General features: G+C 35.2%; 28 protein-coding genes and 1 pseudogene. 13 read left to right on the top strand and 16 right to left on the bottom strand.

What is annotated here, in order from left to right:
• Positions 1–20: 20 nt before the first annotated feature.
• The 6 genes from LEUM_RS10330 to LEUM_RS10305 form a co-directional block, all read right to left on the bottom strand.
• On the bottom strand, positions 21–1,664 hold the full coding sequence (locus tag LEUM_RS10330; RefSeq protein WP_011666815.1) for an FAD-dependent oxidoreductase: 1,644 nt from the start codon (positions 1,662–1,664) through the stop codon (positions 21–23).
• 10 nt (positions 1,665–1,674) lie between these two features.
• Positions 1,675–2,001 (bottom strand): thioredoxin, encoded by a 327-nt coding sequence (trxA, locus tag LEUM_RS10325; RefSeq protein WP_010276702.1) that lies wholly within the window; start codon positions 1,999–2,001, stop codon positions 1,675–1,677.
• A 151-nt stretch (positions 2,002–2,152) separates the two neighbouring features.
• Positions 2,153–2,956, bottom strand: coding sequence for an IS3 family transposase (locus tag LEUM_RS10320; RefSeq protein ID WP_160148023.1), 804 nt, complete (start codon positions 2,954–2,956; stop codon positions 2,153–2,155).
• 45 nt (positions 2,957–3,001) lie between these two features.
• Entirely contained in the window at positions 3,002–3,244 is a 243-nt protein-coding gene (locus tag LEUM_RS10315) for a transposase (RefSeq protein WP_004912700.1), read from the bottom strand.
• A gap of 194 nt (positions 3,245–3,438) precedes the next feature.
• Positions 3,439–4,971, bottom strand: coding sequence for a multicopper oxidase family protein (locus tag LEUM_RS10310; protein WP_010276660.1), 1,533 nt, complete (start codon positions 4,969–4,971; stop codon positions 3,439–3,441).
• Positions 4,972–5,512: 541 nt separating this feature from the next.
• Positions 5,513–5,797, bottom strand: a complete 285-nt coding sequence (locus LEUM_RS10305; RefSeq protein ID WP_010276657.1) for a hypothetical protein — start codon at positions 5,795–5,797, stop codon at positions 5,513–5,515.
• 1,136 nt (positions 5,798–6,933) lie between these two features.
• On the opposite strand from LEUM_RS10305, the pseudogene LEUM_RS10295 reads away from it, so the two are divergent.
• A pseudogene (locus LEUM_RS10295) lies at positions 6,934–7,249 on the top strand (plasmid recombination protein); the annotation flags it as partial.
• Positions 7,250–7,257: 8 nt separating this feature from the next.
• Here the strand turns inward: LEUM_RS10295 and LEUM_RS10645 are convergent.
• From LEUM_RS10645 to LEUM_RS10280, 3 genes are read right to left on the bottom strand one after another with little or no spacing between them, the layout of a single operon-like run.
• On the bottom strand, positions 7,258–7,392 hold the full coding sequence (locus tag LEUM_RS10645; RefSeq protein ID WP_223824565.1) for an IS3 family transposase: 135 nt from the start codon (positions 7,390–7,392) through the stop codon (positions 7,258–7,260).
• A gap of 44 nt (positions 7,393–7,436) precedes the next feature.
• Positions 7,437–8,060, bottom strand: a complete 624-nt coding sequence (locus LEUM_RS10285) for a DDE-type integrase/transposase/recombinase (protein ID WP_160148021.1) — start codon at positions 8,058–8,060, stop codon at positions 7,437–7,439.
• A 45-nt stretch (positions 8,061–8,105) separates the two neighbouring features.
• Positions 8,106–8,348, bottom strand: coding sequence for a transposase (locus LEUM_RS10280; RefSeq protein WP_011666812.1), 243 nt, complete (start codon positions 8,346–8,348; stop codon positions 8,106–8,108).
• Between the two features lie 72 nt (positions 8,349–8,420).
• Between LEUM_RS10280 and LEUM_RS10565 the strand changes: the two genes are divergently transcribed.
• Positions 8,421–8,627 (top strand): VIT1/CCC1 transporter family protein, encoded by a 207-nt coding sequence (locus LEUM_RS10565; protein WP_223824714.1) that lies wholly within the window; start codon positions 8,421–8,423, stop codon positions 8,625–8,627.
• Positions 8,628–8,707: 80 nt separating this feature from the next.
• On the opposite strand, the gene LEUM_RS10275 is transcribed toward LEUM_RS10565, so the two are convergent.
• The 4 genes from LEUM_RS10275 to LEUM_RS10260 form a co-directional block, all read right to left on the bottom strand.
• Positions 8,708–9,670 (bottom strand): cation:proton antiporter, encoded by a 963-nt coding sequence (locus LEUM_RS10275; protein ID WP_010277818.1) that lies wholly within the window; start codon positions 9,668–9,670, stop codon positions 8,708–8,710.
• A 566-nt stretch (positions 9,671–10,236) separates the two neighbouring features.
• Positions 10,237–11,769 (bottom strand): ClC family H(+)/Cl(-) exchange transporter, encoded by a 1,533-nt coding sequence (locus LEUM_RS10270; RefSeq protein WP_010277814.1) that lies wholly within the window; start codon positions 11,767–11,769, stop codon positions 10,237–10,239.
• A 174-nt stretch (positions 11,770–11,943) separates the two neighbouring features.
• Positions 11,944–12,291: a fluoride efflux transporter FluC gene (locus LEUM_RS10265; RefSeq protein WP_010277811.1), complete on the bottom strand. Its 348-nt coding sequence runs from the start codon at positions 12,289–12,291 to the stop codon at positions 11,944–11,946.
• Positions 12,288–12,689, bottom strand: coding sequence for a fluoride efflux transporter FluC (locus LEUM_RS10260; protein WP_010277807.1), 402 nt, complete (start codon positions 12,687–12,689; stop codon positions 12,288–12,290). Before LEUM_RS10260 ends, LEUM_RS10265 begins: the two co-directional genes overlap by 4 nt.
• A gap of 1,129 nt (positions 12,690–13,818) precedes the next feature.
• Between LEUM_RS10260 and LEUM_RS10250 the strand changes: the two genes are divergently transcribed.
• From LEUM_RS10250 to LEUM_RS10635, 4 genes are all read left to right on the top strand, one after another.
• Complete coding sequence (locus LEUM_RS10250; RefSeq protein ID WP_010277799.1) at positions 13,819–14,382, top strand: recombinase family protein; 564 nt, start codon at positions 13,819–13,821, stop codon at positions 14,380–14,382.
• A gap of 208 nt (positions 14,383–14,590) precedes the next feature.
• Complete coding sequence (locus LEUM_RS10245; RefSeq protein ID WP_010277795.1) at positions 14,591–14,845, top strand: transposase; 255 nt, start codon at positions 14,591–14,593, stop codon at positions 14,843–14,845.
• Positions 14,846–14,863: 18 nt separating this feature from the next.
• Complete coding sequence (locus LEUM_RS10640) at positions 14,864–15,217, top strand: hypothetical protein (RefSeq protein WP_128684604.1); 354 nt, start codon at positions 14,864–14,866, stop codon at positions 15,215–15,217.
• Positions 15,218–15,258: 41 nt separating this feature from the next.
• Positions 15,259–15,696, top strand: coding sequence for an IS3 family transposase (locus LEUM_RS10635; protein WP_010277789.1), 438 nt, complete (start codon positions 15,259–15,261; stop codon positions 15,694–15,696).
• Positions 15,697–15,897: 201 nt separating this feature from the next.
• Here LEUM_RS10635 and LEUM_RS10235 read toward each other — a convergent pair whose 3' ends face one another.
• Both LEUM_RS10235 and LEUM_RS10230 read right to left on the bottom strand, forming a co-directional pair.
• A complete protein-coding gene (locus LEUM_RS10235) occupies positions 15,898–16,431 on the bottom strand; it encodes a 5-formyltetrahydrofolate cyclo-ligase (protein ID WP_010277786.1) in 534 nt (177 codons plus the stop codon).
• 31 nt (positions 16,432–16,462) lie between these two features.
• Positions 16,463–17,035: a uracil-DNA glycosylase family protein gene (locus LEUM_RS10230; RefSeq protein ID WP_010277783.1), complete on the bottom strand. Its 573-nt coding sequence runs from the start codon at positions 17,033–17,035 to the stop codon at positions 16,463–16,465.
• Between the two features lie 486 nt (positions 17,036–17,521).
• On the opposite strand from LEUM_RS10230, the gene LEUM_RS10390 reads away from it, so the two are divergent.
• The 7 genes from LEUM_RS10390 to LEUM_RS10985 all read left to right on the top strand — a co-directional run bounded on the left by LEUM_RS10390 (position 17,522) and on the right by LEUM_RS10985 (position 21,353).
• Positions 17,522–17,725: a hypothetical protein gene (locus LEUM_RS10390; RefSeq protein WP_010277777.1), complete on the top strand. Its 204-nt coding sequence runs from the start codon at positions 17,522–17,524 to the stop codon at positions 17,723–17,725.
• A gap of 1,131 nt (positions 17,726–18,856) precedes the next feature.
• Positions 18,857–19,669 carry a ParA family protein gene (locus LEUM_RS10215; protein WP_010277775.1) on the top strand — a complete coding sequence of 271 codons (813 nt, stop codon included), beginning with the start codon at positions 18,857–18,859 and terminating at the stop codon, positions 19,667–19,669.
• Positions 19,670–19,681: 12 nt separating this feature from the next.
• The gene (locus LEUM_RS10210; RefSeq protein WP_011666813.1) at positions 19,682–20,011 is read left to right on the top strand and encodes a hypothetical protein; all 330 of its coding nucleotides are present in this window, start codon (positions 19,682–19,684) and stop codon (positions 20,009–20,011) included.
• Between the two features lie 141 nt (positions 20,012–20,152).
• Positions 20,153–20,395 (top strand): transposase, encoded by a 243-nt coding sequence (locus tag LEUM_RS10205; RefSeq protein WP_011666812.1) that lies wholly within the window; start codon positions 20,153–20,155, stop codon positions 20,393–20,395.
• A 45-nt stretch (positions 20,396–20,440) separates the two neighbouring features.
• Positions 20,441–21,064, top strand: a complete 624-nt coding sequence (locus LEUM_RS10200) for a DDE-type integrase/transposase/recombinase (protein WP_160148021.1) — start codon at positions 20,441–20,443, stop codon at positions 21,062–21,064.
• A 44-nt stretch (positions 21,065–21,108) separates the two neighbouring features.
• Positions 21,109–21,243, top strand: a complete 135-nt coding sequence (locus tag LEUM_RS10630; RefSeq protein ID WP_223824565.1) for an IS3 family transposase — start codon at positions 21,109–21,111, stop codon at positions 21,241–21,243.
• Positions 21,244–21,284: 41 nt separating this feature from the next.
• On the top strand, positions 21,285–21,353 hold the full coding sequence (locus tag LEUM_RS10985) for a putative holin-like toxin (RefSeq protein ID WP_219843272.1): 69 nt from the start codon (positions 21,285–21,287) through the stop codon (positions 21,351–21,353).
• Between the two features lie 173 nt (positions 21,354–21,526).
• Here LEUM_RS10985 and LEUM_RS10190 read toward each other — a convergent pair whose 3' ends face one another.
• Positions 21,527–22,063 (bottom strand): hypothetical protein, encoded by a 537-nt coding sequence (locus LEUM_RS10190; RefSeq protein ID WP_010278992.1) that lies wholly within the window; start codon positions 22,061–22,063, stop codon positions 21,527–21,529.
• Positions 22,064–22,210: the final 147 nt, after the last annotated feature.

Raw genomic sequence — 22,210 nt, 5'->3', positions numbered from 1 at the left:
ACCTGAACCTCATAAGTCAATTATTTTACAATGTTTTGTGGATACATCAACTGATACAGTGAAAACGCACCATCAAGATTTTTGACATTTCTGAATCCATTATTAATAAATATTCGTTCAGCTGTATAACTTCGTTGACCTGTAGCACACGATACAATGATACCAGTATCTTTTGGTATTTGATTAATACGGTCTCGTATTTTTTCTAACGGAATATTTATGAAACCATTAATTAATCCCATAGCTCTAATTTCCTGAGAAGATCGTACATCAATTAATAAGTAACCATCACGCCTGTAATTCTCTAATTCATTATATTGAATATTATGAGATCGACTATTAATAATATTTTCAGCCACATAACCGGAAATATGAACGGGATCTTTAGCTGCTCCGAAAGGAGGAGCATACGTTAATTCCAGTTCAGGTAAATCATCTACTTTCAGCCTAAATTTGATTGCCGTTGCAAGAAGATCAATACGCTTATCTACCCCTTCATTTCCAACAGCTTGGGCACCTATAATATCACCAGTATTTGTAAAAATAAGTTTCATCATAACTTGTGTTGCGCCAGGATAATAGCTTGCGTGATGATAAGAAAAAGTATGAGTCACATGATAATTTAAACCAAGTTGCTTTGCTTGTTTTTCATTAATACCTGTACTTGCAGCTGATTTAGAAAAAACCTTAACGATTGATGTGCCAATCTCAGGTTTATTTTTAATAGATAAACCGTGAATAGCATCAGCAACTTGTCGCCCATGTCTGTTTGCTGGTCCCGCTAATGGAATTAGTGTTTCCTGTTCAGTAATTTGATGAATAACACTGATAACGTCACCAATTGCATAAATGTTAGAGTCACTTGTTTTAAAATCATGATCCACAACAATGCCTTTATTGGGCCCAACTTTTAGGCCTGCAGCTATGGCTATATCAGAATTTGGTCGAATTCCTGCAGCAATAATAACAGCATCAGCTTGTATTGACATACCATTATCTAAATAAAGAATGTCTCTGCTCACCTTATTTATAGTAGTTCCCGTATTGATACGAACGTCATTTTTTATGAGCTCATTCGTAATCGACTGTGCCATCTCAATATCAAGATTTGGCAATATTTGGTTAGAACGTTCAATAAGATTGACTGAAAAACCTCTCTTAATCAAATTTTCAGTAACTTCTATACCAATAAATCCAGCACCAAGTACCGCAACCGTTTTAATACTCTCATCTAAATGGCTCATAATGTTATCTAAATCAGGGATATTACGTAATTGAAAAATGTTTGATTGAGTATGAAGCCCCTCAATCTTAGGTATTACAGGACTAGATCCTAAAGATAATATTAATTTATCATAATATAGCTTCTCTTGTTGGTCATCATGATTGACAGATATCATCTTATTATCTCTATCAATATGGGTCACTTCACTGTTAACACGTACATCTATATTAAACCTACTTCTTAAATCATCAGCGGTTTGCACAATTAATTGGGAGCGATGTTTAATCGTTTTGCTAATGTGGTAAGGTAACCCACAATTTGCAAAAGAAACGAAAGGGCCTTTTTCGAAGACTATAATTTCATCTTTTTCAGATAGCCTTCGCAGTCTAGTAGCAGCTGACATACCGGCTGCTACCCCCCCCACTATAATAATCCTCATGTTATACCTCTTAGATATACTTTTTTAAAGTATTTTCGATTTCATCTTTAGGATGAAATCCAACAATTTTATCAATGACTTGACCATTTTTCTTAATAATTAACGTGGGGATACCTTGAATGCCTAGTTGGCTGGCAACCTGTTTATTTTCATCGATATTTACTGAGGTAAACTTTATTTTACCGCCTAATTGATTTTCTTCTGATAAGTGTTGTAGTATAGGGTCCATCATCTTGCATGGCGGGCACCAATCAGCACGAAAATCGGTCAAAGTAACCCCTTCTTGTGTTTCATTTTCAAATGTACTATCAGTAATTTCTTTGATTGTTGCACTCATTTCTGCTTTCCTCCAAATATTCTAGGTTTCTATGATTAAGAAAGAAGGTAATATATACCCCCTAGGGTATATATTACCTTCTTTCTTAGTTTTTAGCAATCTCATCAACATGCTCAGAAGTCAATAAATTGGACTATTTTTATTCAGTTAATTAGGCAACATTTGAGATACGATTACTATTATAAAGATTGATATACCAACCAATGGCTGCTTGGACTTCAGTTAATGTTTGGTATGCCTTCAAATACACCTCTTCACGCTTCAATATTGAATGAAACGCTTCCATACGGCCATTATCGTACGGATGTCCTTTGAGTGAATAAGAATGTTTCAAGCCATAATTTTGGCATTTAATATTAAACTCAGCACTCGTGTATTGTGACCCCATATCTGAATGAATAATTAATGGCTTTCGATGCTTATCTAACGCCATCTGTAAGGCACTTGTGGCTAGCTTGGCTGTCATTGTATCGCTAATTTTATAGCCTAATACTTTTCTCTTCTCAGGGTTCAGAACGGTCGCTAAATAGACCCATCTGTGATTAGTCAACTGAATATAAGTGATATCTGTTTGCCAAACACCGCTCAAATCATGCAAGTGTCTAATCAAATTGGGCTTTTGATCAACAGTCGCCACAGTTTTTGGCTTGCGATAACGTTTTTGCATGCGGGATTTAATCTCTAATTCACGCATCAATTTGAGTGTCATATACTCAGATACTTTCGGCCCGTCGGTTTGTTGACTATAAGCAGCAATACGGCGATAACCATAAAATTTAAAGGTTTTCCAAACGTCTAAAATATAAGGTTTTAGAGATTCTCTACGCTTTTCTTGTCGACTGGGCTGCCAATGGCGCCAGTTGTAATAGGTACTAGGTTTGATTTTAAGTGCACTTAAAATACGCACAAGCGCGTAGCCTTGTGCTAAAAATTGGTTAACGAGCGGCAATCCCACATTACGGACTATTTTTTGGCTAGTAAGATGGCCGCTCAATGCTTGTCAGGCTATGCGTGATAAAATTTCGTTTTCTTCCTCCAAAATAGCGAGACGCTTTTCTAATTGCTTGACATCCTTTAACGTCTTTGACTGACCCTTGATCATGATTGGGGTAGCTTGTTTAACCCAAATAGCAATAGAATCTTTCGACGGACCAAATTCTTCTGCTAATGATTTAAGTGAACGGCCTTCTTGGTGAAGTTTAACCAATGAGTCTTTGAAATCTTGTGAATAACGAATTGACATAAAAATACTCCTATACTTTCATTTTACGGACTGAATAAAAATAGTCCATTTTTTTAGTATAAGAGCAAACTGTAGTGTAGTTAAAGTGATGTTTTGTTTTTAAATATGTTGTTCCCTTAATCTTAACATACCAATAGTTTAACAGCGAATATGATTGATCAACCATTTTTCATCGGAAGTATTCTAGCAAAATCTTACATTTTCATTCCCATTTTTTCGTACGACTCCATACCTGCCATCCAAAGATTAGATAACTCAATACCACGCTCCTCAGCTAACGCGTTCATTAAAGTATTCATATCCATTAACTGATACTTCTGATGCGGCTTTTTTGGATCTACTATCTCTATTTGTGCCATCATACCACCATCTTCATGTTCTAAAATATGGCAATGATACATATATATACCAGGTAAATCAAACTTAACTAGTATTCGAACAGTTTCTCCTGGGTTAACTCCAATGGTGTCTTTGAAACCGTTCTCATTTGGATATGGATCTTTTCCATTACGTGTTAGTACTAAAAAGCGAGTGCCGTGTATGTGAAATGGGTGAACCATTCCCGGTTTTTCGTTACTATTCGTGACATCCCAATACTGATACTCTCCAACTATTTGCTCGGCATCAATGCGTTCCATAGCAAATTTCTTGTCATCTATGGCAACACTTTCATCCATTCCTTGCATGACGACATGTCGAATGGGTAATGACGGTTCAACTGACGGTTTCTTTAAATTAATTAAATGATCGGGAATTTTTGTAGTATCTTTTGCGAAATTGTGAATGCGGAACTTTAATAGTGGCACTTGATCAGTATATAAGGTTACCTCATCACCTTCATGATATTGGCTAAAATCAATAATGACTTCTGCACGTTCAGCACAGCTCAACATTAAACCTGTCAGCTTGATTGGCTTGGGTAATAGAGAACAATCCCCCGCAATCTGATCAAATGGCAAATCATCGGAAAAATGCAAACGCCATTCCCGACGGTTAGCACCATTTAGAAAACGTAACCTTATTTTTTGTGTTGTGACATCGAAGTATGGGTTGACTGTTCCATTGATAACAGCCGTGGGACCTGCAACACCATCAGGATCATAATCGGCACGATAATCAAACTGATTATCTTTGTGAAAATGTCTATCTTGTAAAATAATTGGAATATCATCTACTCCATAATTTCTTGGTATTGATAATTGGGATTCATGCTCATCTTGAACAATAACCATTGTAGCTAATCCTTGCCACACCTGTTCTGCTGTGGATGGACATGGGTGAGCATGCAACCATAATGTCGCAGCGGGCTGATTCAACGTAAAATTAATATGTTTGATTTCCCCTGGGTAAACAGGCGCGTGACAACCCCCATCAACATAAGGGCCACTAACATCAGCTCCATGCCAATGAAAAGTAGTTAATTCTGGCAGGTCATTCTTCAAAGTGATATGATTTTTTTGACCGCGGTGAAATATAATAGTCTTACCTAAAAAATTAGCATTATAACCCCATGCCTGTGTCTTTTCCCCTGGCAATATTTGCGATTTCCCTGATTTTGCAGTGACGGTATAGTAGATATCATTTTTAGACTCTCTATCTGCTTTTAAAATAGGTGGTATATTTAAAGGCATTTCCGGGGCATTATTTACTATGAGAGGTACATATCCGCCATCATGTAGATCAAAAGCTGGCTCATCAAAGAAATATTTTTTATTGGACTGTTCCATTTTAATTTTCCTCTATATTTTTAGCAGTGTACTTACTGAAAATTGAAATTACAGGATATGAATGATCACTCCTCATCTCAAATTCTAGCACTTTTTAGTAATTATGAATAATATTAGCATTCTGAAGAGTGTAATTATCTTAACTATTTAATCATGTTACGCTCATAGTCGATATTATGAAAAGCTATTTAAGTAACTATAAAAAGTTATCTAATTCAGAGTGCAACAAAATTAGCGGATGACATTGGATTGGCGACGTTTTAGGGGCAATTGGACATGTATACCATCCAGCCGACCCTCAAAAGGTTCTAGATCAATTGAATGGCAAGACGCAACCTAAACCTGGACACCAATATAGTCCATATGGGTATTATTAATTTAACGAATTAACATAATGTAGCTTATACCAAGTTAAAAGCGCCAAGCCTTAATTTCATAGGGTTTGGCGCTTTTTCTGTGATCTGTTCTTGTGAATTGAGCTTAAAATAATTGGTCTAGCTCTCATAATCCCCAAAACTAGCCTTTTGTTATTTGTGAAATTTTAGTCCGTGAGCGGTTTATGAGACGGCTGTTTGTGCTTTTTGCGGAGGCGTAAACGGACCACTAATTTGTGTTGGGTGACTTCTTCGTCAGACAACGTTAACTTCTCATCAATTGAGAAAGAGGTCGTTTTATAATTTTTGGCCAGGACAACCGCATAAACCGCCTGGTCAATCTGTTCACTTTGTTCTGGTGTTAAGGCAAACGTATAAGGCTTATCACCGTACACTATCGATTTATCGGGCGCAACGTGTGTAAAGCGTCCTTTAATCGCATTGTATGTCATATAATCCTCCTTAATCGTAAATAGCTTGATAGCAACCTAAAAATGATTTATCTAATAAAAAAAGCCATTTAACGGCCGATTTTTATTATCAAATTTTCATTATTACATTAATTTATACACGAATATTATTTCGCTGTAACCCTACGCCCCGTAAGCATGAGGGTTGTTTGCCTGTTGGCTTTTTTGTAAATTTAACCCCCCCTATTAGTGATTTGGGGGTTAAAGAAATTTTTTGAAGCGTCTTTAATTGTCAAAAATAACAGTCCAGCCATCATACTATCAGCGTCACTGTATTTTAAAGTGGGCCACCAGGCTTGACCAGCGTACTGGCCCAAGCCTTTGAAACAGCAGAGCTGTTTCATGGCAGTTATTGTTTATAATTATACACTGTCTTGCCCTGAAAGGAAACTTGCTTCAAAAAAAAAAGACAAACAAAAAGAGCTGGTGTTCCTACGCACTAGCCCTTTTTACTAGAGAGGTTAGTCTCCATGTACTTTCTTCTATTAACATTATAACATTATATTATTGGTATTTCAAAACATGATATACTTAAAAAGCTGTTGTTTCCTACTATAACTGCAACGGCAAGGAGGTTTAGACTCCATGATTTACTTTTTTCAAGAACTCACACAATTGTTTAACGCAATCTGTGTTGCTGTTGTGACGTTCGCAATCAAACGTTATTTTGATGATCTTAATGATCGTTAAAATAATGTGGGCACCTTAAGGGTGCCTTTTTGTTTGCTTTTATTGTATAACACCTATTAATTGCGATAGTCCACTACAATTTTTTTGTTATTATACACTTACGTTTACCGATTATTTTAATGTGGTTAAGCTGACATCAGCTTGCCCCACGCGGGTAACGTTCTGCATGACATGCTCTCACTGAAAGTGATCCTGCAATGATAAATTGCCCTGTCACGGCGTGACCCGCCGGAGGTTTTACAAGCCGGATAAGTGGCGCTGTAAAATAGCAGTTTCCCCAGCAGGAAGGGGAAACGCTACGGTCATCGCTTGTCGATGACGCGCCTCGCAGAGCCTGTCCAAAATAGAATTTTGGTATAACAGGCTATACCAGATTTTTAACGGTGTTATACTGGTCTTGGAAAACCTTTTTCGAGGAGGCATTTTTGATGGCGCATTTAAAGAAAAATACGCGTGGCGCAGTCCCTGGTTTAGCAGTCCATTTTGAACGTAAAACTGACCATCACACTAACAAAGAAATTGATGTGTCGAAAACCTATCTGAATCAAGAGCTCATGGCGGATGGTTCAGATATGCTGTCACGTTTCAATGCGCGTTTAAATGACGTTTATTGCATGAAAAGAGACGATGTGAAGGCGTTAGCCACTTGGATTGTTACTTTTACCTGAAGAACTTGCAGAAGCGCCCTACGAGCAACAGAGCGCCTTTTTTTGCTCAGAAGTCAATAAATTGGACTATTTTTATTCAGTTACTTAGGCAACATTTGAGATACGATTGCGATTATAAAAATTGATATACCAACCAATGGCTGCTTGGACTTGCGTTAATGTTTCGTATGCCTTCAAATACACCTCTTCACGTTTCAATATTGAATGAAATGCTTCCATACGGCCATTATCGTATGGATGTCCTTTGAGTGAATATGAATGTTTCAAGCCATAATTTTGACATTTAATATTAAATTCAGCACTCGTGTATGTGACCCCATATCTGAATGAATAATTAATGGCTTTCGATGCTTATCTAAAGCCATCTGTAAGGCACTTGTGGCTAGCTCGGCTGTCATTGTATCGCCAATTTTATAGCCCAATACTTTTCTCTTCTCAGGATCCAAAACGGTCGCTAAATAGACCCATCTGTGATTAGTCAACTGAATATAAGTGATATCTGTTTGCCAAACACCGCTCAAATCATGCAAGTGTCTAATCAAATTGGGCTTTTGATCAACAGTCACCACAGTTTTTGGCTTGCGATAACGTTTTTGCATGCGGGATTTAATCCCTAATTCACGCATCAATTTGAGTGTCATATACCCAGATACTTTCGGACCGTCGGTTTGTTGACTATAAGCAGCGATACGGCGATAACCATAAAATTTAAAGGTTTTCCAAACGTCTAAAATATAAGGTTTTAGAGATTCTCTACGCTTTTCTTGTCGACTGGGCTGCCAATGGCGCCAGTTGTAATAGGTACTAGGTTTGATTTTAAGTGCACTTAAAATACGCACAAGCGCGTAGCCTTGTGCTAAAAATTGGTTAACGAGCGGCAATCCCACATTACGGACTATTTTTTGGCTAGTAAGATGGCCGCTCAATGCCTGTCAGGCTATGTGTGATAAAATTTCGTTTTCTTCCTCCAAAATAGCGAGGCGCTTCTCTAGTTGCTTGACGTCTTTTAAAGTCTTTGACTGACCCTTGATCATGATTGGGGTAGCTTGTTTAAGCCAAATAGCAATAGAATCTTTCGACGGACCAAATTCTTCTGCTAATGATTTAAGTGAACGGCCTTCTTGGTGAAGTTTAACCAATGAATCTTTGAAATCTTGTGAATAACGAATTGACATAAAAATACTCCTATACTTTCATTTTACGGACTGAATAAAAATAGTCCATTTTTTTAGTATAAGAGCAGTGGTATCTGGCCATTACTATCCGTGATATTACTACCCGACAATCTGAAAGTTATAGGAACAATTTTGGCAACGCTTTGGGCACTTTTTTTAACTGGTTGGCTAAGCGCTTGGGCGGGACGAGCACCAATAATTCCAGCTATTTTGCGCAACATATTCACAGGAGTGCTCACAATGGCCTTCACTTATTGGCTTGGAACCCTATTTAAGTAGCAAAATGAAATTTTATAACGCATAACCTGACAGAAACCAATCAGCCATCTGCTAATATAGCAACTTTTATAATTGTAATATCAAATCTTTTTGAACAGTGGTTTCATGATTATCGGAGCTACTATTGTTGAAACGATGACAGCAACAATAAACTCCGCTGAAGTATAATCATCAATAATATGTGATGATATACCTATTTGAATAATCACAAGGGCCATCTCACCTCTAGAAATCATGCCTGCCCCAATTGCACTTGAAACTCTGGTATCTAGACCAGAAATTTTTGCTCCCCATAACGAGCCAACAAATTTTGTGACAATAGCTAAAATACTAAAAATTATAATAGCTGTTATCTTATCTCCCAGTCCCTGGATTACGATTTCAAGACCGATGGACCCGAAAAATACAGGGTAAAAGAAAGAATTACCCATTTTCGTACTGATAACACCAATTTTATCAGAAAAATTATACTTCCTGAGTAGTATACCTAACGCAAAAGCGAGTAATGGTAAAATACTGTTTATCCCCAGTGCACCTCCACCTACTAAAACAGAAAATAAAGTCACCGCAAACAAAGCAATTATGTCATCTATTACAGCCGCCGAAAGTATGATTGCTCCTATTGCAGTGGCTAATTTTTTTTGTTCCGATAGTACAGCTAACGTTATAGAGATTGAAGTTGCAGAGAACACAACACCGGCAAATATGGAAGTCTGTATATTATATCCAAGCAATAAAAATGCAATCGGGAAAGTAATTAAGGGTAGTAGTACCCCCATAACTGCAATGAGTGACGATGCTTTAATGTATCTTTTCATTTCCTTTAAATCCGACTCTAGTCCCGAATTTAACATCAGTAAAAAAATACCTATCTCAGCTATCAAGTGGATTAAATTACTTGACTGTACTATATTAAATATGCTGGATCCTAAAATGATACCTGAAAATAGTTGCCCAACAACTTCAGAAAAACCAAACCAGGTGCCTACCTTTCCCAGAAAAATAGTAACTATGACTAAGAACATGATTAATAGATATTCCATTATTTCTCCTAATATTTAAAAAGCTCCAAAAAATGCTAGTTCCCCGACTAACAATTCTTGAAGCTTGCGCCCAACCGTTTAAATTAAATTAAGTTAAATATACCATAGTTTTATTATTCAAATCAAATTTCGCTATATATTATTGTCCTGATCCTACGATATAATTTTTAAAAAGACATTTTCTGTCTCTAATTAAAAAAATATGATTTTTTATTAGCAAAAAAGGAATATATAGAAATTGTTTAAACAAAGAACTTACACCAAAAAAAGCTGATGGTTAGTACAAAACTAATTTTTATATCATCATACTCCATCTCTTCTTAGGCAAATTTTTATTTTGATACAATTATGTTGAATATAATTTCACTATTACGATGTGCTCACTCAATCAAAACACTCTAAATTACGATAAAGTGATGTTATCTCAATTGAATTTGAAACTAAAGCTGGTTCCAATTATTTGTAAAAAAGAATCTCCTGGTAATTATTTCTGTAATTGTAATTTAATTGATAACGAATTTATCTTTTCGACGCAAAAACTCTAAAATCGTGTTTTTGAAATTTATTTAGTTGTTAAGTGATAGTTGATTTCTAGTAATTTTTGCATCTTTTTGGTTCATTCTAATATAAATAATATCACCAGCACGTAATACTAAGTCTCCTTTGGGAATCAGTACATTTTCAGATCTTCTGACCAGTGTAATCAAACTATTTGATTCCAGTTGTAAGTCTCTTATTTGTTGATCTTCTAGCATACCACCAGCAAGAACAGTGACTTCCATAGTTATCATGGAGGACGTCGCTAAATGCGCTGGTTTTCTTTTCAACAAACGTTCTAATAAAGATTCATATATTGGTGCACCATTTAATAGATCAACTACTAAGTAGGCTACTAAACTTACAAGTGCTAAAGGTAAAATGTGGGTCACACTCCCAACCATCTCAAAGATAAGAATAATTGCAGTAAATGGTGCCTTACCAATACATGCGAAATAACCTGCCATACCGATCACAATAAAGTTTAAAGCATAATTTGCACTCATGAGATGTAAATAGACAAATATATGAGCCATCAATGCGCCACTTAGTGCACCTAGAGTCAAAATAGGTAAAAATATTCCCCCTGGCAGACCGGAACCGTAACTAATCATTGAGAAAACAAATCGAACTAACAAAATTACGATGATCATTTTCATTGTCATAGGTGCTTCTTTCAGTGATAAAATTAAATTATTTCCCCCACCTAAAAGATTTGGCCATAAAATTCCAATCGGTATCACCAAGATAAACGGCACGATACCGTATAAATATTTAGGAACCCTAATTTTACTGTAACAATTTAAGCTGAATAGTAAAAATTTTTGATATAAAAAGCCAAATAAGCCTAATATAATACCAAATACCAACAATAAACCATATAACTGTACCGGGAAAACGCTTAAGTGTCCAATAGATAAAACTGGTGTTTGGCCAAACAAAACCGTAGAGACAAAATCCGAAACGCTTGCGCCTGTCAATGCACCAACCCAGACAAAGGGAGAAATACTGTGATAGACTTCCTCCAATACAAACATAACGCCGGCTAAAGGTGCATTAAATGCAGATGATAAACCTGCAGCGGCACCACTGGCTATAAGCCCTTTCGATTGATTATGACTAAGACGTTTATATGATGCCACACCCTGACCAATTGATGCACCCAGTTGAATTGAAGGACCTTCCCGCCCCAGCATTAAACCACTACCAATAGCCAAAATTCCTGATATAAATTTCCGCCACAATGTCGACCACCAGTTTATTTTTAGTTCACCCAATAATAGACCTTCAACCTGTGGAATGCCGGAACCGGATATATTAGGTTCTTTGTTTAACATCCATGAAACAATTAAAAAACAAATTAAATTAGCAGTTATCACTAAAAATATTAACGCTATATTGCCATGTGAAATATCGAGATACAGCGTTTGCACAAATTGAAGCAATTTTTCAATTGTCCAGCGGAAGACACTAACAACTATTCCTGTTAAAAAACCTATAAGTGTGCCATATAATACTACTGACAGCTTTGATGTATTGAGTCTAATTCTTTTTTTAAACATAAAATCAGTTTACAACAAAAAGGGGGTTGATTCCAAATACAGGAAAATTTAACGATTTTCTTTATATATTCTCATTCTTTGATTAAAACAGAATCAAGCGAATTCGTTTTGTGTATGTATTAACAAAACATCAAAGACATTTAAAACTGCGTGTTTCACATTCAAAGTATTTCGTTAAACGTGTATGTGTATAGCTACAATAAATAAAAAAATTCCTAAGACTAATGTCAATGCAAAATATACCATACTCCGTTTAAAACTATTAAACTGCTCTCCCTGTGTCATCATGGTGCTGAATGTCGTCAAGCCGCCAATAAAACCCGTTCCAATAATAATATGCCAGACGTTGCTGTTCATATTAACTGATAATACACCCATCAAAAAAGCACCAATAATATTAACATAAAAAACACCTGTGAAAAAATTTGTAATCCTTGGCATAAAACTTATAACTAGATATCGAATAACAGCACCTAGCCCAGCAGCTAAACAGAAATACAAATAAGAGTTAAAAAAATTCACTGATTTAATCTCCGATTTTTTCCTACATTTTTCCCAAAAACAACTGCAATGTAAGCCAGTATAAAACTAATTAATGTATAAATAATACTAATTAAAAAATTTTCTCTACCTAATTGATTAATTTGAAGTATAAATGTGCTGAATGTTGTAAAGCCACCCATGATACCCGTCCCTATAAAATTTTTTAAAATTAAAGAATAGTCATAGCTGTCAGGAATGACTGCTCCGATATAAGCAAGGAAGAATGATCCTAAAACATTGATGACTACTATAACCCAAGGACTACTCCCAATATGTGGAATTTCGGTAATTAGTAGCCTGAACAAGCTACCTAATGACCCACCAAAAAATACTACAAGACAACTAGTCAGCAGGGTACTATCTTTTAAATATTTCATGTTTTCTCCTAAACAATACTTGTTAACACTTTAAAAAGTATAAAAATCAAATATTTATATTTTATAGTGTCTCTTCAAAAGTAAAAATTACAGATGTGGAAAATAATTTACTGATATCATCATGTATCTAAAATGCACGTTATACCAACCTAAATTGGGATACTACATGAAAATAGAAAAGAGATAATTATGATCAGTTCAGTACAATTTGAAAACACAAAATGTTATTCAAACCTATCAAACAAAGACTGCATTGCAAGTAAGGAATTCGTTTTTTTTTAAAAATGATTCTTGCGGAAAATGGCTACAAAATAGATAACATTGAAAATAACTTAGCACCAAAAATTGCAAATATAACGCTTTCTGATGACAATACCGCCCTTAAGCAACGTATATACGTTGAGTCAACAATATCAAATAAGATTCCGAATTTCGTATACTTAATATATCAAGAACGCCATACACCCGATGAAGTATCGCTTAGTACGACCATTTCATTACTAACCCCATTTAGTATTAATGGATTATTAAACAACACACCTGAAAATTAGTTTAAAAATGCTAAATAAAAACAAGCAAAATGATCTATGAAATAGAAATAATTGGCAAAAACAGTGAAAGTGGTATAGTATAAATATAAACAAAAAGACCCATGTTAGGTACATGACCTTTTAAGTCACAAGCGTGCTTCAGCGTTGGTAGTTGTTATTTTGTTAATAAACTAAAATAGTCATTTCACGAAAACCCCTAGAACCGGCCAAAGTTAAGGGGTTTTTGTTTACCTATTTTTTAGACTTTTTAATTTCTTTTAGTAGTTCGACTACTTTCGTAGCTAAAACAACCAGAAATGTGATCAACACAATTACCGCGGTCTAACAGACCATTTGGTGTTATCCTTTCAGGTAGCCTTGAGTTTCAACAATAAGCATCACCCCCAACTATCAGATTCCACCAGTCCTTAACTTGCTTGCAAATAAAATTATATCATAACCTAATCTTCACAAAAAAATATGACAGCTTTACAGTTATTAGTGCAATAAACTTTTAAGTATTTTGCGCTTTTTCAAAGTCATGCTATACTTGGCTTTATATACTGCAACTTAGTTATGCAATTTTAAAGAGGTATAAAATGACAGTTTATGGTTATGCACGGGTTTCAACAGCTGGACAATCTTTATATGAACAAAAAGAGACTTTGAAAAATGCCGGGGCTGAAATGATTTTCAGTGAAAAATATTCAGGTACAACTACATCACGACCACAGTTTAAAAAACTTGTCAATCTAATTGAACCTAATGACACATTGATCGTCACCAAGTTAGATCGCTTTGCTCGAAATACACGTGAAGCATTAAATTTAATTGATGATCTTCTGAAACAAAAAATTGTGATTAAAGTTCTAAACTTAGGAACAATTGACAATACCCCAATGGGTCGCATGATTGTAAGAACATTACTTTCGGTTGCGGAAATGGAACGCGACATGATTATCGAACGTACGCAGGCTGGTAAGATATTTGCAAGGCAACACAATCCCAACTATAAAGAAGGTAGACCCAAAAGAAAAAAAGATAGCCGAAACACAGCTATCTTTGAGTATTCTCAAACGCACACAATAAAATCTACAGCAGAAGCTTTCAATATTTCTGTTAGAACAGTACAATACATTAAAAAATTGTTTATTCAAGATTAGTTATATTAAATTAATGGCAGATGACAAAAATATACGTCTTCCAATTGATATGCATATATGATATCAGTTCAGTAACATGGACAAACGCTTATACCAGACTCACACTTTATTATAATCAACCAATTTTACCTAGATTTACAATGCTCGTATACTGAAAATCAGGACTGCTTTATTTCTAGGGCATAATCCGATGCTAATATACTAAAAAATGGACTATTTTTATTCAGTCCGTTATTCACAAGATGTCAAAGATTTCTTGGTTAAACTTCACCAAGAAGGCCGTTCACTTAAATCACTAGCAGAAGGATTCGGACCGTCGAACGATTCTATGGATATTTGGGTTAAACAAGCTACTCCAATCTTGATCAAGGGTCAGTCAAAGACTTTAAAATACGTCAAGGAACTAGAGAAGCGCCTCACTATTTTGGAGGAAGAAAACGAAATTTTATCACGCATAGCCTGACAGGCAGCGAGCGGATATTTGACTAGTCAAAAAATAGTTCGTAATGTGGGATTGCCGCTAGTTAATCAATTTTTAGCACAAGGCTACGCGCTTGTGCGTATTTTAAGTCCACTTAAAATCAGACCTAGTACCTATTACAACTGGCACCATTGGCAGTTCAGTCGACAAGAAAAGCGTAGAGAATGCCTAAAACCTTATATTTTGGACGTTTGGAAAACCTTTAAATTTTATGGCTATCGTCGTATTGCTACTTATAGTCAACTAACCAATGACTGCCCGAAAATATCTGAGTATATGACACTCAAATTGATGCGTGAATTAAGGATTAGATCAAGCATGCAAAACGTTATCGCAAACACAAAACCGTTGTGACGGTTTCTCAAAAAACTAATCTGATTAGGCACTAGCATGATTTGAGCGGTATTTGGCAAACAGATATCACTTATATTCAGTTGACTAATCACAGATGGGCCTATTTAGCAACCGTTTTGGATCCTGAGAAGAGAAAAGTATTAGGCTATAAAATTGGCAATACAAGGACAGCCGAACTAGCTACAAGTGCCTTACAGATGGCGTTAGATAATCATCAAAAGCCACTAATAGTTCATTCGGATATGGGGTCACAATACACGAGTGCTGAATTTAATACCAAGGGTCAAAATTATGGCTTGAAACATTCATATTCACTCAAAGGACATCCATACGATAATGACTGTATGGAAGCGTTTCATTCAATATTGAAGCGTGAAGAAGTTTATTTGAAGGCATACCAAACATTAACTGAGGTCCAAGCAGCTATTGGTTGGTATATCAATTTTTATAATCGCAGTCGTATCTCAAATGTCGCCTAATTAACTGAATAAAAATGGTCCAATTTATTGACTTCTAAGCAATAGACTGGGCTACTAGAAATATCTATTTGAGAGGAGCTAACACAGAATTTTAGAATAATCATAATTACCTAAATGAGATTGTTTAACATAAAGTAATTAAAAAAATAAACTCATAATGAAAAACTAACATATTCATTATAAGTTTATTTAGCATAAATCCTATTTTATAAGATACCTCACCGGTCTATCCCACGTATCCTTTGAAAATTTATGGATTGATTGAGGAGGCAACACTAGCGAAACCGTTATACCATTATACTCTGCCAACGTTGCGTCAAAGAAACCTGCACCGTAACCTATCCGATAATTATCTTCGCTAAAGGCTACACCGGGAACCACCATTAGATCTATTCCCTTCAAATTTTGTGCTTGATTTTCATCTTGTGTTGGTTCTAGAATTCCGAATTTTGATTTACTCATTAAACTTTCTATATAGTCAAACCATAATAATTTTCCACTACTCACCCTAGGTACTACTACTTTCTTATGGCTTCTCAATGCCTCCTGAATAATGACATCAGTACTCAATTCGTGTTCCATACTTATAGTTACAGCCACTGAATTAGAGTTATTCCAATATGCCTTAGAAAACAGAATTGCCTGTAATCGCTCTTCTTCAGTAATCTTGCTATGGTAATCATATAATTTTAGTTTATCCAAGGTCATTTTTCTTATTTCTTTTTTACTAAGCACTGCTACAAATCTCCTCCAAATTATCTTCAAACTAATCCGATAAAATCTTACTAATTATCTCTTTTAATTCTGGCACAACCTCTTGTTCAAACCACGGATTTTTTTTAATCCATATATTATTTCTTGGTGAAGGATGAACTATCGGAAAATAAAGAGGCAAGTAATTTTTGTAGTTCTTTATTACATCGGTTATCTTGCTTTGATAACCAAGATTCAGATAATATTTCTGAGCATATGATCCCACCAATATAATTAACTGAACATCGGGCATAAGCTCCAATAATTTTGGGTGCCATTTGTTAGCTACTCCTCGTCTGGGCGGTAAGTCACCCCATTTTCCTTTTCCTGGATAGTAAAAGTCCATGGGAATTACGCCAATTTTTCCTGAATTATAAAAGGTATCTTTACCAACCCCGATCCACTCTCTTAATCGATCTCCCGATGCATCATCCCACATTATACCCGAGTTTTGAACTCGTAATCCCGGTGCTTGACCAATAATGACTAATTTTGCTTTTTCCGATACGTGAAATATTGGCCTTAATCCTTTTTTAGTAAACTCCATATTCATTTGATCTGCTGCTATATCATCAATAATACTCATATTCCCCCTCCTAACCAATGTATAATAATTATTATAAGCTACTTTATCAAACTTATATTGATTTATTAGTTCACAACTAAACTATAAAAGTCTACCAAGAGTCGTGCAACTTCTTTCTGCATCGCATTAAATTCGGCACGAGTCACTGGCTTACCACTCACATCAGTCATAACGATCTGAGCCTTTTTGACCCAACCCGTGACGGTTTTACAGCCAAATGACATTCATTGGCTAGGGAATTAGCAGAATGGCCCTCATTGTGCAAGGCAACAATTGGTGATTTAAATTCAGTTGAGTATCGCTTAGCTTTCATAATAAAAAACTCCTATACTTGATTATCTCGGATTATGCCCTAGAAATAAAGCAGTCCGGATTTTCAGTATACGAGCACTTCTTACTTCATGAGAATAAGCAAACGTATCCGTCTCTAATGCAGAAAACGATTATACCGAAAAAGATCGAATCCTTGAAAAAGAGGCTAATAATATGGCTAGCATATTATTAGCAAATAAAAAATCCACTCAATTATTACTAGATGATAGAAAACCTTTTAATTATTTGCGCAACTCTTTCGGAATTAGTAATCAAGCTATGTGCATCCGCTTATTTAACCTATTCTATTTTCAAACAGCTAAACAGGTCTTTGAAGAAGAAAAACAAGTTAAGAATATTTTTATCTTCTCACAATAAACAATTGCCAACTATATTTATAAAAATTATCAATTAAATATCAAATAAAATCTGCCACCAAACACGGAAACCGCGCGACAGCCAACCGCCACCACAACAGTTAAGATCGCCCGTGGTTATTATTATGATTGTGACTTTTTTTATTGTCTTTAAATCTAAATCAATAGAGAAAACTAAAAGAAGTTGTTGACACAGGAAGTTACAAATGCTTGATTGAGAGTGAGGGAAGTTTTGAGCTGAAGATAGTTTTCCCCTTGTTTTGGGAAGAAGAAAACTTTACTGTTAACAAACACTTGACCGATCGTTCAGTCGTCCGTCACCTTATCCATACAAGCCTTGGTTTTACCCGCCTGCTTTAATTAACTACTTTATTCATTAAACCAATAAAAAAACGCCCTTATTGGCGCTGTATCACTATATTTATTATCTTTTTCGCGTTATACAGCTTAAATACAAGCCCTGTGTCCGTAGACACCGTTTTACCTGCCGAGCCGTTTGTGGCCGCTCTCACCCTACTACACGCCCAGTATGGATTGTTTGTGTAGCACCCACATATTTTTGTACAGTAGTGTCTGGGAAAATGGCACTTGTCTATTTTTTCGTATACCATATACAGCGATTTGGATCTTCCGAGTCACACTAGGTAACTACCCCCTACACGTCATATATGCCATACCCCTTAAAGTGTTTGGCTTCACTCTTTTTGAAATCACCCACATTTACAACACAAAGGTTATGTTATATAATATAGATACACATTCTCGTACATATAAGAATCATGTAGCTATCAAGGATTGCCGTCCTTGGTGGCTTTTCTTTTTGTAATAAATTAATTATCTCAATTTATGTTTATGCACATAATATAACGTAATAGCTACCGCTATGTCAATAATTTTATAAAGTTATTGTGATATGTATATATTTATAAAGTTATATTATTATAAATTTATACTTTTATATTTTGCTACTTTTATATTTTTATGATAGTATAAATTTATAAATTAAAAAAAGTGTTTACGTATCAGTTATTAGCATGTATTGAGTATAAAAATATATTTTTATAAAAATATACTTTTATACTTTTATACTTTTATAAATACATAATTTTATAATTTTATAAAGGAGTTAAGAATGACTAAAGTTATCACAACTGGAAACTTCAAAGGTGGGGTGGGGAAGACAACAAACTCCGTAATGCTGTCTTATACATTGTCTAAAATGGACAAGAAAGTATTACTAATTGACTTAGATCCCCAAGCTAATGCAACAGATTTATTGCTAACAACAATGACTAATATTTATAAAAAGAAACCTGACTTTAAAGAAACACTGTTTGAAGCCATCAAAAATAATAATCCACAGGAAGCGTTAATAAATGTAAAAGATAATCTAGATTTGTTACCATCTTACTCAGACTTACAAAACTATGAACGTTACCTTTATGATAATTTTTCTGATGATTACTCACAAGATCATCACTTAACAAATTTCATTAATGAATTCAAAAATGAATATGACTTTGTATTTTTAGATATTCCACCACAACTGAACAAATTTACAGACAATGCACTGGTAGCCAGTGATTTTGTAATCGTTATACTACAAACACAAGAACGGGCTCTAAAAGGTGCTGAAAAATATATAGAGCACTTATTAGAGTTACAAGATGACTATGGTCTGAATATAGATCTTTTAGGAATACTTCCCGTACTACAACAAAATGGATCAGAACTTGATTTAGATGTCTTGCAAGATGCCACAGAAAGCTTTGGTGATAACAATATCTTCAAAACTCATATTAAACAGATGAACAGACTAAAGAGATTTGATAGAACTGGTATTACCGATAATACTAAGGATATCCACGACAAACGTATACATGCAATATATGGCGATCTCATCAAAGAAACGCTCGAGCGCATAAATATATTTGATCAAAAATAAGGAGCATTTATCATGACTGACAATATTGGACTAAGCTCATTCCGAAAAAAGAAAACAGAGCGCCCAGAAAATATTACACCAGAACTATCAGAAGATATTAACCGCACAATGCCAGAAGACTTGCTAAAGCTTCCACAAAGTAGGCTTACAAGTAAAGACTTACCAAAATCGATTAGGCTCCCATTAAACACACACACAGCCATTAGCACAATTGCCACTTTGCAAAGTAAAAAAATTTACGAGGTAATTAATGATATTGTGGAAGAATATATTAGTAACTTACCTGCGAGTGAAAAGAAGATTATTCGTTCAAGTATTGAAACCGTAAACAATAATCATTAATTAAACTGGTTTATATTTTTAACAAAAGAAAACTAACTTTGTAATGTTTCTAAAAGGAGCAGAAAACAAAAAGTTGCTCTTATACTAAAAAAATGGACTATTTTTATTCAGTCCGTAAAATGAAAGTATAGGAGTATTTTTATGTCAATTCGTTATTCACAAGATTTCAAAGATTCATTGGTTAAACTTCACCAAGAAGGCCGTTCACTTAAATCATTAGCAGAAGAATTTGGTCCGTCGAAAGATTCTATTGCTATTTGGCTTAAACAAGCTACCCCAATCATGATCAAGGGTCAGTCAAAGACTTTAAAAGACGTCAAGCAACTAGAGAAGCGCCTCGCTATTTTGGAGGAAGAAAACGAAATTTTATCACACATAGCCTGACAGGCATTGAGCGGCCATCTTACTAGCCAAAAAATAGTCCGTAATGTGGGATTGCCGCTCGTTAACCAATTTTTAGCACAAGGCTACGCGCTTGTGCGTATTTTAAGTGCACTTAAAATCAAACCTAGTACCTATTACAACTGGCGCCATTGGCAGCCCAGTCGACAAGAAAAGCGTAGAGAATCTCTAAAACCTTATATTTTAGACGTTTGGAAAACCTTTAAATTTTATGGTTATCGCCGTATTGCTGCTTATAGTCAACAAACCGACGGTCCGAAAGTATCTGGGTATATGACACTCAAATTGATGCGTGAATTAGGGATTAAATCCCGCATGCAAAAACGTTATCGCAAGCCAAAAACTGTGGTGACTGTTGATCAAAAGCCCAATTTGATTAGACACTTGCATGATTTGAGCGGTGTTTGGCAAACAGATATCACTTATATTCAGTTGACTAATCACAGATGGGTCTATTTAGCGACCGTTTTGGATCCTGAGAAGAGAAAAGTATTGGGCTATAAAATTGGCGATACAATGACAGCCGAGCTAGCCACAAGTGCCTTACAGATGGCTTTAGATAAGCATCGAAAGCCATTAATTATTCATTCAGATATGGGGTCACATACACGAGTGCTGAATTTAATATTAAATGTCAAAATTATGGCTTGAAACATTCATATTCACTCAAAGGACATCCATACGATAATGGCCGTATGGAAGCATTTCATTCAATATTGAAACGTGAAGAGGTGTATTTGAAGGCATACGAAACATTAACGCAAGTCCAAGCAGCCATTGGTTGGTATATCAATTTTTATAATCGCAATCGTATCTCAAATGTTGCCTAAGTAACTGAATAAAAATAGTCCAATTTATTGACTTCTGAGCAATCAGGTTGATGTTCCAATTTGGAATATTATTAATTGCCCTGTTGGCATATCTAGACAAAAAAAAATAACTGCTTAACTTTGGTGAGTCGCAGTTACTTTTTTAAAGTTTAATCTGTGATAGTCACTATTTGATATAGTAACGTTGTAGAGTCACGTGTTAGAGCACGTGGCTTTTTCTATACTTAAATTGTATAACAACATGTGTGCTTAATGCAACAATTGAAAATATTAATTATATTATTTAATTACTAAACTCTATATCATCTGTACCATCGCTAGTAGCGATAATTGTTCCATTAGGTAATTGGACATTGATTGCAGGATTATTCATATCGAAAACCACAGCTTGTCTGTTTGCAATAGTTTCAAGTATGTCCATTGCGTCACGTAAATCGGAATTAGAATAGTTAGCCCAGTCATCATACCCAACGTAAGTTAATGTGTTAGTGCTCTTATCATAGGTTGCATATTGAGCAGTGCCTTTTAATAATGAATTTACTTTATCCTCATAGTCTTTTGAGTTATCAGTACTTGAAGAGCTACTAGATTCAATTTCATCAGAACTTGATGATTCATCGTCGCTAAAGCTTTCAGAACTATCTTCCTCTGAACTAGAAGACTGTTTATGGCTGACCGAAGAAGATGACTCTGATTCTGAATTGCCAGAATTATCACTAAAAATTGATAATCCAATAACGGCAACAATAATTACGGCGCAGATTATAAAAGGCAATGGATGTTTTTGTATAAAGTCTTGTTTCTTTGGTGGGCGTCTCATGAAATTATGTTTCTCTCTATTAATCTATTGTTATATCCACATCTAAATATATACCAATAATTAAAATATGCAAGTTTACATAAGGGCGGTTATCGGCACTAGCCGGTACGACGCCGTTTATAAGCCGTCACTTGTGAATTTCAAAAA

It is taken from the genome of Leuconostoc mesenteroides subsp. mesenteroides ATCC 8293 (assembly GCF_000014445.1).
Lineage (GTDB): Bacteria > Bacillota > Bacilli > Lactobacillales > Lactobacillaceae > Leuconostoc > Leuconostoc mesenteroides.
The sequence above is the reverse complement of the archived record's forward strand: the minus strand, read 5'-3'. Positions and strand labels throughout refer to the sequence as shown.